Origin of the sequence: Streptomyces sp. ISL-87 (assembly GCF_018614095.1) — a bacterium.
Lineage (GTDB): Bacteria > Actinomycetota > Actinomycetes > Streptomycetales > Streptomycetaceae > Streptomyces.
The window spans coordinates 1-14,120 of sequence record NZ_JAGGOY010000084.1 but is presented as its reverse complement, the minus strand read 5'-3'; the positions used below and the strand labels follow the sequence as shown (position 1 = coordinate 14,120).

At 71.0% G+C, this 14,120-nt stretch carries 12 protein-coding genes; 2 read left to right on the top strand and 10 right to left on the bottom strand.

The window, feature by feature from the left end; all coding sequences use genetic code 11:
* From J7I97_RS28880 to J7I97_RS28845, 8 genes are all read right to left on the bottom strand, one after another.
* Positions 1 to 1,924, bottom strand: a 1,924-nt coding sequence (locus J7I97_RS28880; RefSeq protein WP_214940530.1) for a hypothetical protein, incomplete at its 3' end; no start/stop codon positions are given.
* Positions 1,921 to 4,464 (bottom strand): ATP-binding protein, encoded by a 2,544-nt coding sequence (locus J7I97_RS28875; RefSeq protein WP_214940528.1) that lies wholly within the window; start codon positions 4,462 to 4,464, stop codon positions 1,921 to 1,923. The genes J7I97_RS28875 and J7I97_RS28880, both read right to left, overlap by 4 nt.
* A 14-nt stretch (positions 4,465 to 4,478) precedes the next feature.
* Positions 4,479 to 5,108, bottom strand: coding sequence for a hypothetical protein (locus tag J7I97_RS28870; RefSeq protein ID WP_214940525.1), 630 nt, complete (start codon positions 5,106 to 5,108; stop codon positions 4,479 to 4,481).
* Positions 5,105 to 5,389: a hypothetical protein gene (locus J7I97_RS28865; RefSeq protein ID WP_214940522.1), complete on the bottom strand. Its 285-nt coding sequence runs from the start codon at positions 5,387 to 5,389 to the stop codon at positions 5,105 to 5,107. The genes J7I97_RS28870 and J7I97_RS28865 overlap by 4 nt, the downstream gene beginning before the upstream one ends.
* A 13-nt stretch (positions 5,390 to 5,402) precedes the next feature.
* On the bottom strand, positions 5,403 to 6,509 hold the full coding sequence (locus J7I97_RS28860; RefSeq protein ID WP_308369237.1) for a conjugal transfer protein: 1,107 nt from the start codon (positions 6,507 to 6,509) through the stop codon (positions 5,403 to 5,405).
* Positions 6,506 to 6,775: a hypothetical protein gene (locus J7I97_RS28855; protein WP_214940520.1), complete on the bottom strand. Its 270-nt coding sequence runs from the start codon at positions 6,773 to 6,775 to the stop codon at positions 6,506 to 6,508. The genes J7I97_RS28860 and J7I97_RS28855 overlap by 4 nt, the downstream gene beginning before the upstream one ends.
* A 50-nt stretch (positions 6,776 to 6,825) precedes the next feature.
* A complete protein-coding gene (locus J7I97_RS28850) occupies positions 6,826 to 7,719 on the bottom strand; it encodes a hypothetical protein (RefSeq protein ID WP_308369236.1) in 894 nt (297 codons plus the stop codon).
* Between the two features lie 513 nt (positions 7,720 to 8,232).
* The gene (locus J7I97_RS28845) at positions 8,233 to 9,891 is read right to left on the bottom strand and encodes a DUF2637 domain-containing protein (RefSeq protein WP_214940518.1); all 1,659 of its coding nucleotides are present in this window, start codon (positions 9,889 to 9,891) and stop codon (positions 8,233 to 8,235) included.
* A gap of 198 nt (positions 9,892 to 10,089) precedes the next feature.
* Here J7I97_RS28845 and J7I97_RS28840 point away from each other — a divergent pair, with 198 nt between their 5' ends.
* Complete coding sequence (locus tag J7I97_RS28840) at positions 10,090 to 11,253, top strand: ParA family protein (RefSeq protein WP_214940516.1); 1,164 nt, start codon at positions 10,090 to 10,092, stop codon at positions 11,251 to 11,253.
* Entirely contained in the window at positions 11,250 to 12,635 is a 1,386-nt protein-coding gene (locus tag J7I97_RS28835) for a ParB/RepB/Spo0J family partition protein (protein WP_214940514.1), read from the top strand. The genes J7I97_RS28840 and J7I97_RS28835 overlap by 4 nt, the downstream gene beginning before the upstream one ends.
* Before the next feature lie 34 nt (positions 12,636 to 12,669).
* Here J7I97_RS28835 and J7I97_RS28830 read toward each other — a convergent pair whose 3' ends face one another.
* Complete coding sequence (locus tag J7I97_RS28830; RefSeq protein ID WP_214940512.1) at positions 12,670 to 13,356, bottom strand: restriction endonuclease; 687 nt, start codon at positions 13,354 to 13,356, stop codon at positions 12,670 to 12,672.
* A gap of 400 nt (positions 13,357 to 13,756) precedes the next feature.
* Positions 13,757 to 13,966, bottom strand: coding sequence for a cold-shock protein (locus J7I97_RS28825; RefSeq protein ID WP_214940509.1), 210 nt, complete (start codon positions 13,964 to 13,966; stop codon positions 13,757 to 13,759).
* Between the last annotated feature and the right edge of the window lie 154 nt (positions 13,967 to 14,120).

Genomic DNA, 14,120 nt, shown 5'->3' with positions numbered 1-14,120 from the left:
GGGGCTGGGGCTGGGGCTGGCCTGCGGGCCGGGCCGGGCGGCGGCCGCCGTTGGCCCCGGACTGAATGCGGTTCATCAGGGCGACGGTGCTGACGCTGGAGCTCGTGGCGTAGCCGAGGGCGGCGATCGGATTGCCCGATGCGAGGGAGACGCCGACCATCGCGGTGCGGACCGCGCCGCGGGTGACCTTGCGGGCGATCGACTGGTTCTTCGCCACCGGAGTGGAGGACGGGGCCAGGGCGCTGCCGTTGGTCCCGCCAATCCGACCGGAGGACATCTTGTCGCGCCACTTGGCCGCGGCCTGCTTGGACTTGACCGTGAGCGCCTTGCGCTTCTTGATCGCGCCGATGCACACGATGTCCACGGCGAGGAAGCGCAGGGTGAGCTCGTTGCCCCAGTCCTGCTGCACAGGGTCGAGGACGGCTTGAACGATCAGGATGAGGACGGCGAGACCGATGATGGAGGCGAGGAGCTGCCCGAGGGAGTGTAGGACGGATGCCGCCCAGTCCCACAGGTAGCCGCGGCCGGCGCCGGGCATCAGCCCGGCCACGAGAGCGGGTTCGGCCCGGACTGCGTCCCAGGCGATGCGGCACTGCGCGACAAGGAAGCTGCCCGCGAGACCGGCGATCAGGACGGTGACGATCAGCGCGGCGACGAGGAGGAAGATCGCGCCGCCGACCTTGTCCATCGAGGCCCGCTTCGCCGCCTGCACGTCGCCCTTGACGCAGTCCTTCTCGAACTGCTCCATCGGCGGGTTGCCGAAGTGGTCCAGGGCCCACTGCTTGGCCAGGGGCATGGTCCATTCGGTGATCTGCGCGCCGGTGGGGTCGATCCAGGCCCGGTAGCTGTTGAACTTCTTCAGACGCTCGTACTGCTGGTTCATGGCCCGCTCGTAGGCGAGCTGCGAGATCTTGGTGTCGCTGTACTTCTTCGCGCACTCGCCTTCGAAGACGCGGCCGTACTGGAGCAGCATGGCCGGCTTGACGATGAAGGCGTCGGTCAGGGCGTTGGTCAGCGGGCGGGAGAGCGCCCGGCTGCTGGCCGAGTCCTCTTCGTCGGGGGCCTTCTCCTTTTGACCGGGGTTGGCGTCGAGGATGACGTCGGCGACTTCGAGGGCCAGGCCGCGGGCGGCGGCGATGGCGCCATCCTGCTCGCCCAGCAGGACCTGCGGGGGCGAGGACAGCAGCGTGGCGGTCAGCCCGGCGATCAGGAGGGACAGCGCCGCGTCCCCCCACCCCTTGGCCCGGTCCCCGAAGAAGATGCGGACGACGGCGATCAGGGCGCACACCGACATGAACAGGGACGGCAGCCCCATCTGCAGGATGACCTGCGTGTGAAGCGAGTTGGCGACCGACAGCACCGGTGCCAGGAGCAGCTTGGCCAGGCCGAAGCCCAATGCCCAGAAGATGAGCCAGCAGCAGAACGCGATGACCCACTTGGTGATCATGAAAGCCAGCTCGGTGATCAGGTTCTGGATCCCGAGGTCCCAGTCCATCAGCCCGCCGGTGTCGCTCTTGACGGTGTACGCCGAGATCGGCAGGTTCCGCTCGTCGGTCACGTTGAAGACGGCCAGGACGCCGCCCTCGTCCGGCAGCAACTTGCGCAGCCGCTCCTCCTCCGCCTTGAGGAAGGCCTCCTGCATGCCCTCCGAGAACCGCTTGTTGAGGTCGGCGATGATCTTCTCGATCTCGGCGAGCTCCTCCGGGGTGGGCGTACGCGTACCGGCTGTGGGCGGTCCCAGCGGGTTGGTCACCGGCGGGCTGGTGGGCGCCGGAGTCGCGGACGGGCTCGGCTCGGCGAGGGCCGGCAGCGAGGTGAGCATGGTGAAGGCGGTCGCGGCGAGCGCCGCCACGAGCAGGGCGAGGCGCAGGCGGGCTGTTCCGAGCAGCCGCAGCCGCTTGAACGGGGCGCGCAGGGTTCTCATGCCGCCACCTGCTGGCTGGTCGGGGTGGTGTGGATGACGCGCTCGATCGCCCGGTCCCGGGGGATGAGGACCCGCATCAGGCCGATGCGGCCGGCCAGGTCGCGGTAGAGGCACTCCCCCGCCCGGGCCCGGCGCTGGTCGTCGGGCAGGCCGAGCGGTGAGAGGCCGCCGGTCACCAGGTCCAGGAGGTCGGTGTCAGTGGAGTCCACGCCGAGGAATTCGAGGCTGCGCGCGGCCAGGGGGCGGCTGGTCTGCCGGAAGACAAACCGGTGCGGGATGAGGCCGCGGACGATCATTCCCTTCTCGCTGTCGGCAGGGCCGATGTCGTCGGCGTCGTGGCTGCCGACGTACGCGGCCGCGTTGCGCTTGCGGCCGTCGCGCAGCAGTTCCAGGAGCAGCTCCAGGCCCTCGTCGCTGGAGGTGAGCCACCAGCACTCGTCGAAGACCGTGACCGCGAACTCGTCCCGCGAGCGCATCGCGGTCTCGCGCGAGACGGCGGCGATCAGGTACATCAGGGCCCGGCCCAGGACCTTCTCGAACTCCAGGCGCTGGATCCGGTGCTCGCTCGCGAGCTCGGACTTCTTCGGCAGGGCGAGCGAGGACACCAGGAAGACGACGGAGTCCGCGCGGTGGGTGTCGACGACCGGCAGCGTCTCGTCGAACACGACCCTCGCCAGGTCCTTGCGGGCGACCGAGGCGAGCTTGCGGGCCAGGCCGTGAGCGGCCGCGTCCCCGGCGCCGCGTGCGGTGAGCTCGTCCATCAGGGCGCGCATCGACGGCTCAGGCCGGGCCAGGACGGCCTGCACGGCCTCGGACAGGGCGACGCCTTCGAGGTCCATCGGCCGGACCCCGAGCAGCAGGGTGAGGAAGGACTCGGTGAAGCGGGCCGCGACTTCGGGGCTGCTCTCCCTGTAGAGGCGCAGCGGGTCGAGGGAGACCTCGGCGGTGTGGTCGATGCGGATCAGCTGCGTGGTGCCGGGGCAGGCCTGCGCGAACCGCGCCCATTCCTGGTCGGTGGTGCGGTCGACGATCACGGCGCGGCCGCGGCTGCCGGGCCGGCCGAGCTGGTGGCCTCGGGCCAGGACGTTGTAGACGGCGCTCTTCATGCCGACGGACTTGCCGGCGCCGAGCTCGCCGAGCCACGCCATAGACGCGCTCGCGTTCTCGCGGGGGCCGCGGGCGGGGTCGATCAGGACGGGGCGGGCGCCGCCGGAAGCTACCTGGAGGCCGTAGAGGCCGCCGCGCTCGTCGCCGAGCTGGGAGCCGCACCAGGGCATGGCCATCGCGAAGTCCCGTGCGAGGAGGATCTGCGCGTAGCCGGCCATGACGCGGGGGGTGCGGCAGCCGGGCAGCATCGCCTGCCACAGGCTGGCCTGTTCGCCGGCGGGCCGGGAGAAGGTGTAGTCGGTGGACCCGAAGTCGGAAGCGAGAGCTGCGGCCCGGTCCATGGCGTCGTCGGGGCTGTTGCCCCAGACGGCCAGGGTGACCATGGCGCGGATCTCCACCTCGCGCCGGTTCGCGGTGAGCCGCTCGTGGTACTCCTCGTTGTCGGCCTGGTTGCGGGCGACCGCGGCCGGCGGGCCGGCCGGGTCGCCCTCGTACTCGGCGGCCTGCGCCTTGAGGTGACGGGCGCGCTTGCGGACCTTCGGCTCGGCCTTTGAGCCGGGGACGATGACCAGACGCGCGGTCCAGTCGACGGGGTAGGCGAGGTCGTCGAGCTGCTGAAGGTAGGCCGCGCCCGGGAGGGCGAACGCCTCGGGCATCTCGCTCAACGCCAGGAGCGCCTGGTAGGAGTCACCCCACTCGCTGGAGACCTGGAGGAAGCGACGCGTGAACGGGTTGGCCGGCAGCGCGGGGCCCGTGTTGAAGTCGGCGCCGCCCTCGCCGACGAGGATCTCCCCCAGCGCCGCGACGTTCCGGCCCCGGCTGCGGACCGGGGTCTCGGTGCCGTCCGGGAGGAACGGTTCGGCGAGCCCGCGCCGCGCGGAGTGGCCGTAGATCCATAGGATCTCCGCCTCGGACGCCGGCCGCATCGAGACGCCGGTCGGCCACTGGGCCTGGATCCGCTGCGCCTGCTCCAGGCGCCGGCGCACCTCCACGTCGGTGACTACCGCGGGCATCAGGCCGAGTTGCAGGGAGACTTCCGCCCGCGCCGCCCGGAACGCGGACATCACCGCGTCCTTCTGCGATAGCGGGGGAAGCGGGAGCGCGAGCCAGTCGGTGCGGCCCGTCAGCTCCATGGTCTCCAGCTGGTCCAGGACCGCATGCCCGAGGCTCTCGTAGCGGGGCGCGCGCTCCAGGTCGATGTCGTCGACCATGGCGCGCACCACCGCGGTCGGGTCGATCTGCGGGCACAGCGACAGCAGCATCGGCTCGCCAGTCATCGCCTTGAACAGGCCCTCCAGAGCCTTGAGACGCCGCTTCTTCACGGCGGCCGGAGCGTGGGAGTAGTTGGTCGCAGCAACGCGCCACACCGCCCAGACGGTGCCGTGGGTGGTGAAGATCAGGTTCTGCTGGACGTGCCGGATCGGCAGGCGCATCGTCAGTTCTCCAGTCAGGTACGGGTCGTGGGGGCGCGTCGGGCGAGCAGGGCCTGCACCCCCGAGGCCACCGGCGCGGCGGGCTCCGAAGGCCCTGCGGGTGCCGACGGCTCACCGGCGGGTACCGCGAGCTGGGGCCGGGCCCGCTTCGGCCGGGGCTCCGGCGCGGGGACGTCAGTGATCGCCGGGGCGGTGGCTTCGGCGGGCTGTTCGTCGGCGGGCAGGTGGATACGGGTGTCGCCGCGGGTGGGGCGGGCCCGCCGGTAGGTGCGGCCGCGGAGCTGGCCGCGCCGGGGCGCGGCCAGCATCAGGGCGATGCTTAGCAGGGCGGCCGCGGGGTTGCGGCCGTCGATGTGCAGGTGGCGCAGCACGAAAGCCGCTGCGGCGGGCAGTACGAGCAGGACCGCGATGTCGAGCCAGCCGTGGCCGCCCCACACCGGGCGGGTCAGGATCAGGGCGGCGACGGTGGCGACGATCCCGGCCAGCTGAGTCATCGTGTAGGGGCCGCCGGGCAGCCGGATCCCCCGGCCGCCGTTGACGTCCCGGATCACGCCGTGGACCAGCGGAGCGCGCCGGGCCTTGGTGTAGCAGCGGCCGATCAGCTCGAAGTCCAGCTCGCCGCCGGTCTCGGCGGTCGTGCTCACTGGTCACCCCGGACGGCGTTGGGGCCGCCCTGGTACTGGACGATGTCCTCGGTGGTCTTGTTCTTGAGGGCGCCCATGTTGGCGGACAGGCCCCAGACGACCGCCGCGAAGATGACGGCCATGATCGTGGGCCCGGGTGCCTTGGTCTTCCAGCCCACGACCACGACGAAGATCCCGCACAGTGCCGGGATGGCGACATCGAAGATGAGGCCCTTGATGTCGTTGCCGAGACCGGTGCCGGTCTGGATCCAGCCTGCGGCCAGCGTGATGGTGTCGTGCATGACGGTGCTCCTCTTATGCGGTGGGGGTGGGTGCCGGACCTGCGGCGCCGGAGGCGGCCGGGGCCGGAGTCGGTGAGGTGAGGGCGGGGGCGCCGTCGAGGCTGGCGATCTCCCAGCGGCCGGCGCGGGCCTTGAGAGTGAGGGCGTAGGTGAGGGGGAGCCGCACCCCGTCCTGGCCGGTAGCCCGGAGGGTGACGAGCAGGCGCAGGGCGGTGCCGTCGCCGGGGACCGAGACGACCGGTTCGCCGCCGGTCTCGCCCTCGACGGCGAACTGGTCCACAGCGACACCCGAGTACGGGGCCGGGGACGGCGCGGCCAGGCGGGTACCGGGGGCGAGGTAGCGGTCGAGCTCGGCGCCGGCCTTCGTGAGGTAGGCGCTCAGGAAGCTGGTGACCGCCTGGGTGCGCGGGTCGGTCGGCAGCGCCGGGCGCATCGCGCCGTAGACCAGCTCAGGGGCCTTGGCCCGCTCGGGTGCGGCGACTTCGGCCGGGAGCGCGAGCGCGGTGTACGCGGTCGCTCCCCCGGCGCCGGGTGCGGTGGCGACGGGCACCTGGAAGTAGCGCACCCCTTCGGCTGCTGGAGTCGGTGAGGAGCCCGGCTGAGTGGACGGCGTGGCCGACGGGGTCGCGCCGGTGACGCGGGCCGCGACCGTGACCGACCAGACAGCGGTGTCGGTCTGCCGGAGCCGTACGACGGTCAGCTGCTCGCCCCGGTGCTGGCCGGAGATCCCGTCGAGCTGCATGCTGGCGGCCGACGGGTAGTAGGCGGCGAGCCGGGGTTCGTCGCCCCGGCCGGCGGAGAGGTAGGCGGCAACGAAGAGGGTCGCGAACCCGGACGCGCCCTGGCCGCCGCTCGCGGACGGCGCGGACGGCGCGGTCTTCGGCGCTGGAGCCGCGGACGTGGCCGGCACCGACAGGTAAGCGAGCGCGCCCAGGAGCGGGCCCAGCGCGATCAGGCCCCAGACGACCCAGCGCATCAGCGCGGCCGAGTTGGCCTGGGCGCCGGTCGACCAGCCGCCGACCCAGCCGGCGTCCTGTTCGGCCTCGGGCTCCTGGACAGCAGGTGGCTGCTGCTCGATCGGTTCGGCCGGCTTCCGGCGGCCGGTGAGGACGGGGCTCACGCCGTGCCTCCGGCCGAGCGCAGGGTGTGCCCGGCCAGCTCCGCGATCCGGCTGCGGAGTTCCGCTTCGGGCCGCCGGCTGAGCGCGGCGAGCGAGGCGAGGACGGGTTCGGCGTCCTCGTCGAGGAAGGCACGGAGCTTCTCGTGGGTGCCGGTGTCGAAGGGGCGGGCGACGAGGGCGGCGCCGAGGTGGACGAGCAGACGCTGGGCGCGGGTGACACGCTCCTCGTCCGCGTCCAGCGATGTCGCGGCGGCACGTGTGGTCAAGACGCATCTCCAAAGGGGGGAGCGGACGGTGGCCGGGGCGGTGGTCCGGTTCATGCCGCGGCCTGGGGCTGGAGGGATGCTGTGAGGCGGGCCAGTGCCCGCGAGCGGCGCCGCTGCCAGGCGCCGGCTGTCGTCTCGGCGTGGGCGGCGGCCTCGGCGTCCGTGATGCCGCCGCTGATGTGGTGCCAGGCCAGCGCCTGCGCTTCCGCGACCGAGAGCGCGCCGTCGCCGACCGCGTCGAGGAGGAGCTCCAGGAGCTCCATCCGGGCCGGGGCCGAATCGGCGTCGCCGACCGGGCCCGCGTGGAGACCGGCCTCGGTCGCGGCCGCGCGGACGGTCCGGGCCCGGGCGATCTCGTACGGACCCGGCGCCGGGTCGGCGATCGCCTCGGCGGCGGTGAGATCCTCCCCCGCCGGGCCCTGCTCGGCGGCGAGCTCGGCCAGGACCTGGCGCAGGGTGTCCAGGGCGAGGTTGGCGGCGGGCCGGCCGGGGCGGCGGTGGATACGGCCGGCGCGGGCCACTTCGTAGAGGGCGGTCACGGTCACGTGACCGACGGCGTCGCGGGTGCGGCCGCCGGTCACGCGGACCTGTCCGCGGATGATGCGGAAGACGGCGGGCAGCATCGCCTGGACGATGACCCGGCCAGCGAGGACGGCCGATCGGTCACGACCGGCGGCCCGCTCAAGGAGGGTGCGCAGGACGGCATCGGTCAGCGCATCGGTCACCCCGTCGGCCACCGGGCGCAGCGCGGCGAGGAGCTGCTCGGGCGTCAGGGAGCCGGCCCAGGAATCGGTCACGGCCGCGATGTCGTCGGTCAGGTGGCCATCGGTCACCCAGTCGGTCACCGCCTGGCGCAGGGCCGGGTCCGCGCACAGCGCGGCCCAGTCGGCGTCCAGCCGTTCGAAGTACCCACCGCCGGCGGCGGGGTGCGAAGCGTCGTGCACGGCACGTCTCCTTTCGGATCTCGTGCCGTACACACTCCTCAGACCGGCTTGCCCGAAGGCTTGCCCGCAGCCCTAAAAGCGCAGATGGAAGGCTTGCCCTCTACCTGGGCAAGCCTCCCGTGACCGATTGGGCAAGCCTGGTGGGGGGTTGGGCAAGCCCCCTCGTGACCGGCCCATGCAACTCTGGGCAAGCCTCCCTGGGGGGTGGGCAAGCCTCTAGATTGCGGCGCCAAGGCTTGCCCAGGAAGCGGGTGCGAGGGTGTGGCGGATGGGTGACCGATGGCCGCAGACCGGTCATGACCGGTGACCGATGGGGCGCGGATCGGTCACCGGTCACCGGGCCCGGCATCGGTCACGGGCCGGCTCGGCCATCGGTCAGGGGCCCGGTCACAGCCGGGTCCCGCATCGGTCACGGGCCCGGTCACGCGCCGATCGGTCACGGCCGGGCGGCTGCCCGGGCAGGTCGGTGACGGTGGGCGGCGACCGGTCACCGAGCCCTAACCGGAACGTCGGTCAGCTGCTTCCGACGGAGCGGAGGTGTGCCCGGCCCTGCTGCCGGCGCTGCTCCTCCAGGTACTTCTGGGCATCGAGCACGCGGCGCTGACCGGTCTTGGGTGAGACCTCCAGGCGCCGGGCAACCTCAGCTCCCGACAGCCGCTTCCCGGTCTCTTCGGCCTCCATCAGCCAGGAGGCCACCAGCTCGATCTCGCGCTGAATCGGGTCCGCTTCGGCTGGCTCCTCGTCGGTCTGCTGCCGCGGCACCCTGGCGGTCGCCTCACCGTTCGCGATCACCTCGGCCACCCAGTCCTGTCCTTCCGCTCCTGCCGGCGCGGCGAGGACGGGCTGCTCGAAGGAACGGCCCGCGGGTGCGGCCTGGCGGGCATCGGTCACGGAGGCTGTCGGCGCGGGTACCGCTCCGGCGGGCAGTCGTGCAGGTTCGACAGACGGTTCCGACAGGCTGTGGAGGCCGCCCTGTTCCCCGAAGAAGGGGTGCGGCTCCCCCGCGCCGGCCGGCTGCTCCTCGTGCGCTGGCGCCGGGGCAGCCGGCGCGTCGGTCACCGGCGCCTCGACCGCCGGGACGGAGGCCGCGTGCGCGGCCGCTTCGAGCTCTGCCGCCCGGAGCTCGGCGAGCACCGGTTCCAGCTGGGCGTCGGGCAGGAGGCCGCCGGTGTCCTGGTCGGTCAGGCCGTAGTCCCGCGCGAGGTACGCCGCGAACTGCTCCGCGGACGGGACCGCGCCGTACTGCGCCACGAAGTCCCGCCCGGCCTGCGCCAGGTCGACCAGGATAGGTTCGGGCATCGCGTCCCAGGCCTCGGGAGTCGCGTCCAGGGCATCGGACGGAGATTCCGCTTCTGGGGCGGGGGCGTCCTCGACGAGGGGCTGGGTGGCCGGCGGCAGTTCGGGAACCTCGGCCGCTGCCATCAGCTCCGGCTCAGCAGCGGGCTCGGGAACGTGGGCAGGCTCGGGGCGAGAGAGCAGGACCGGGCTCAGGCCGGCTGCGGTCAGCCCTGCGGAAGCGGTCTGCGCGAGCGGGACGCCGATCCGGGCCAGCCGCAGCGGCATCAGCGCCTCCACCGGCGCCTTGCGCCGCCACCCGCGCCCGTACCGGGCCTGGAGCCGCGCCTGGTAGATCAGGCGGTCCTGCTCCATGCCCACAGCCTGCTCGTAGCTGCGCAGCTCCCACAGCTTCATCCGGCGCCACAGCTTGAAGGTCGGGATGGGGGAGAGCAGCCAGCGCGTGATGCGGACCCCCTCCATGTGCCGGTCCGCGGTGATGTCCGCGATCCGCCCCACCGCGTGCCGGGCCGCCTCCACCGTGACCACGAACAGGATCGGGATCACCGCGTGCATGCCCACGCCCAGCGGGTCCGGCCAGGCCGCCGCGCCGTTGAAGGCGATCGTCGCGATCGTCAGCAGCCACGCCGTCTGGCGCAGCAGCGGGAAGGGGATCCGGATCCACGTCAGCAGCAGGTCCAGCGCCAGCAGGACGCAGATGCCCGCGTCGATGCCGATCGGGAACACCAGCGAGAAGTTCCCGAACCCCTTCTGCACGGCGAGCGCGCGCACCGCGGCGTACGAGCCCGCGAAGCCGATGCCGGCGATGACCACGGCGCCGGCGACCACCACACCGATCAGAATCCGGTGCGTCCTCGTCAGCTGCAGTTGAGCCACGTGCTCTTCCCATCTCCGACCGGTCTAGTTGATCAGCCTGTCACCAGGCTCTTGCTGCTGTCAGCCCTCTTTTGAACTTCGCCATCTGGCGTGTCCCCACTGGGACCACCGCACTTGCTGCGACATCACGTGCGAATCGGAAATCTCGTTACTGAGTGGCGAGGTTGAACCAGCAGTCTAGGTCAGTAAGGTATCCGCATGACCGCTACGAATGACGCGCCCTCCAGGGAGAAGGTAGCCATCAAGCTGCCGCCTCCGCTGCGGCAGAAGATCAAGGTCCGGGCTGCTCAACTCGGCCTGGACATGCAGGACGCCGTAACGGAAGCCATCCAGGCGTGGATGGCCGACAGCGCCGAGCACCCGCAGGTCGAGACGAGCGGAGCCGCCAACTTCACGACGCACCTTCCACAGGGTCTGAACGGCAAGTTCAGGAAGGTGGCCAAGAGCCGTAAGTCGGCGCTCAACCAGGCTCTGGCGCAGGCTCTCACCGAGTGGCTTCGGGACCGGCCCGCGTCTCACAGGCAGCGCTTGGCCACAAGCGCGCCAGTCAGGTACGTCATCTGCAACCAGAAGGGCGGAGTCGGGAAGACGGCCGTCTCAGCGGGACTTGCCGAAGGTCTCGCCGAACGTGGCGCCCGGGTTCTTCTCGTCGACTTCGACCCGCAGTGCCACCTCACGCAGCAGCTGGGCCACAAGCCGCTCGGGATCGACGATCCGAGCCTGGCCAAGCGCATGCTCGGCGAGGAGAAGAAGGTCTCCCTCCGCAGCCTGATCGTGCCGGTCCAGTCGGAGCAGCTCTTCGGTGACCGGCTCCACCTGCTGCCAGGTTCGACGTACGCGTTCCTGCTGGACGCCAAGCTGGCCACCGCGCAGGGCCTGCGCATCCGGGAATCGGCCCTGGAGCGCGAGCTTTTGGCTCTGGAGGAGGACTACGACTACATCCTCGTCGACTGCCCGCCGAGCCTCGGTTACACCATGGACAACGCGCTCTACTACGGACGCACCCGTGACGGGGAGGATCCTGACTCCTCCGGCATCCTCATCGTCGTCCAGGCCGAGGACTCCTCAGCCGACGCTTATGAGCTCCTCATGAACCAGATCTCCTCCCTCGCCGGCGACATGGCGCTGACGCTCGCGCTCCTGGGCATCATCGTCAACCTCTACGACAGCCGCCGTGGGTACATCGCCACGTCCTCACTGCAGGGATGGCGAGACCTCGGCACTCCCCCGGTGCTTGTGGTCATCCCAGACCTGAAGGAGCAGCGCGAGGCCGTTCGGGTCAAGCAGCCGCTGCTTGAGTACGCCCCCGAATGCGAGCAGGCCAGCAGCATGCGAGAACTCACCAGGAGGCTCGTCGGATGAGCAAGGCAGACAAATTGGGAGGCGGATCCAGCTTCCAGAGGGCGTCCGCCGTCCAGGGAGCAACTGACCTCAGCGCCCGCGGACGAGCCAAGGCAGTGGCGGAGGGACGCATCCCCTCCTACACCATTGTCAAGATCCCCCTTGCCCAGGTCTCCTCCACTCCCCTCAACCCGCGCCGCAACTTTGGTACTCCGGAGGAGCTGACCCGCTTCGGCGAGGAACTTCGCCAGGCCCAGCTCGCAGCCTGCGTGGTCGTGACCCGCGCTGCCTACCTGGAACTGTGGCCCGACCACGCCGAGGCGATCGGCGACGCCGAGTACGTCCTCGTCAACGGCGAACGCCGCTTTCGCAGTGCCCGGCACGTAGAACTCGCCGCCCTCGACTTCGTGGTTCGAGACGAGTTCGCCGACAGCCGGGAGGAATTCCTCAACAAGCTGCTCAAGGAGAACCTCCAGCGAGAGGACTTCGACCCGGTAGAACGAGCGACCGGCATTCAGCAGCTCGTCGACGTATGCGCTGAGAAGTACACCCACGGAGCCCAGTCCCGAGCCGCAGAACAGCTCGGCAAGTCAAGGGCCTGGGTCACCAACCAGTTGGGCCTCCTCGCTCTCCCACCCGAGGTACGCGCCTCGGTCAGTGCCGGCGAGACCTCAAGCAGGGACGCCATCTGGATGGCGCGCCGCCTCAAGGACTCCCCCACTCCCCCCTCCGCCGAGGATCTCTTCCGGCTCCTGACAGCCCACAAGGCGGAGGAAGCCCTCGCCAAGGCGCAGCAAAAGGCGATCTTGGCCGCCGCCGGCCCCGAGTTGTTGACCGCGGTTAACAACCCCACCAACCACGAACAGACATCGTCGCCTCGCGACGAGAGCACCGCCGGGCCCGAGAGCGCGGAAGTGTTGACCGCGGTTAACAACCCGCTGGCCGTGTCCGTCGAAGCCGAGCCGGATGTGGAGGCCGAGTCGTTGTTGACCGTGGTTAACAACTCGGCTGCCGCACCCGATGACGCCGAGCGGGAAGCGGAGCCCGGCGGGTTGTTGACCGCGGTTAACAACCCGTCGGCTCAGCACAAGGTTCCGGCGCCTCAGAGCGGAAACCGGCGCGCCCCCGTGCCGGCGGGAGCGGAAGTGTTGACCGCGGTTAACAACTCGGCGGCCGCGCCTGCCGAGGCCGAGCCGGAAGCAGAGCCCGGAACGTTGTTGACCGCGGTCAACAACCCCGGCGGTGGTCCGGCTACACCACTGCCTCACCCGATCGACGAGTCGGCACAGATTCTGCGCCAGTACCTCGGCGCCACTCCGGGGGAGCAGGCCGACAACATCGTCCGAGCGCTCTCCCCGGAGGAGCTCGTGGCACTGACCGAGGAGCTTTACAGCAGGATCTGAACTGCTGCGCGACTCACGGGGAAGGCCGGACTGCCTAGGTGGTCCGGCCTTCCCCGTACGGCACGTCATCGGCCAGGACCTGCTGACCCCACCTGATCCCAGGACGATGGCGCCGGGGAGCCGGCAGCTGGGAAAGGAGATCCCACAGGGGAGTCGACCCAGTGGACCACTCGTCCAGGAGGCGGCGATCCACCAGATGCAGCCGCTGACTCCGGGCGAACTCCTTCGCAGGGCCGGTGATCCGCCCGTTGGTGACGAGGACGACCACGTCGCCCCCGTGCACGGGGCGGCCTGTTCCGTTGAGGACGTGCAAGTCCGGCGTGCCGACGGCTGCCCCGGCTGCTCCGTCGCGGCGGTGTTTGCATTGGATGACCCATCGCCGGCCCGCGGGATCGGTCCCCTTGACGTCGGCGCCGTTGTCGCCGGCGCCACCCACACGGACGGCATCGTGGGCGCCGTCGCGGCGCATCAGGTCCCGGACGGCTTCCTCGAACTCGGTGTGGTGCAGGCCGTCCAGGAAGCTGATGCCCCAGCCCTCCGGCCGGCGGCGCCGCGCGGCCCAGGCAGAGGACCCGCGCCGTCCGGCCTTCACGAGGAGCAGGACCAGCGCGCCAGCGGCCAGGGCCGCCACGGCGATCGTGGCGATGCTGGAGCCATGGCGTTCAAGCCCCTGCCGGGCCTGCGGGAAGAGGACGGCCGCGAGTACGGCTGCCACCAGCATGCCGGCGGCGTCCAGGCCCTGCCCTCGTCTCCGGCGGTGTACGGGTCGACGTCCTCGTCCTGGTCGTCGTGGAGCAGCGGTGCGGGATGAGTACCGACGTCCGGTCATGGCCGGCCTTCCTGAAGCAGGGCACGGCGCCCGGCCCCCGGAAGGCCGGCGGGCGAGCGGCCGTCTCCCACCGGATGGTGGGAATCTCCACCCAGCCTCCTCACGGCGGCTTGCCCGAAGGCTTGCCCACCGCCCGAAGGGATGAAGGCGAAGGCTTGCCCAACGGGGGTGCCCTGCGGTTCGGCCGGGAAGGGATCCGCGGGCGGGCTGTTCTCTCCTGTGACTGAGCGCGCCAGTTGGCCGGTCTGGCCAACTGGCGCGCTCAGTCACAGGTCGCGGTTCAGGTGGAGTCCTAGATGACCTGCACCTCCTCCGCCTGCATGCCCTTCTGCCCGCGGGTAACAATGAACGAGACCTGCTGGCCCTCCTTCAGGGACTTGAATCCGTCCGACTGGATGGCCTTGAAGTGCACGAAGAGGTCATCGCCACTCTGCGGCGTGATGAAGCCGAATCCCTTCTCGTCGTTGAACCACTTCACGGTTCCGGTCTGCCGATCGCTCATGTCCACCCCAGGGGAGTCCTGACGGCCTCGTGCCGTCGGACTGATCTTGGTGCGCAGGCGTGGAGCGCAAACGCAGTTGCCGCTAAGAGCGAACATCGGCAGATCCCCGCAGGACGATCGCCATATGGGCGAGATGTGCCGGGACACGATAGGT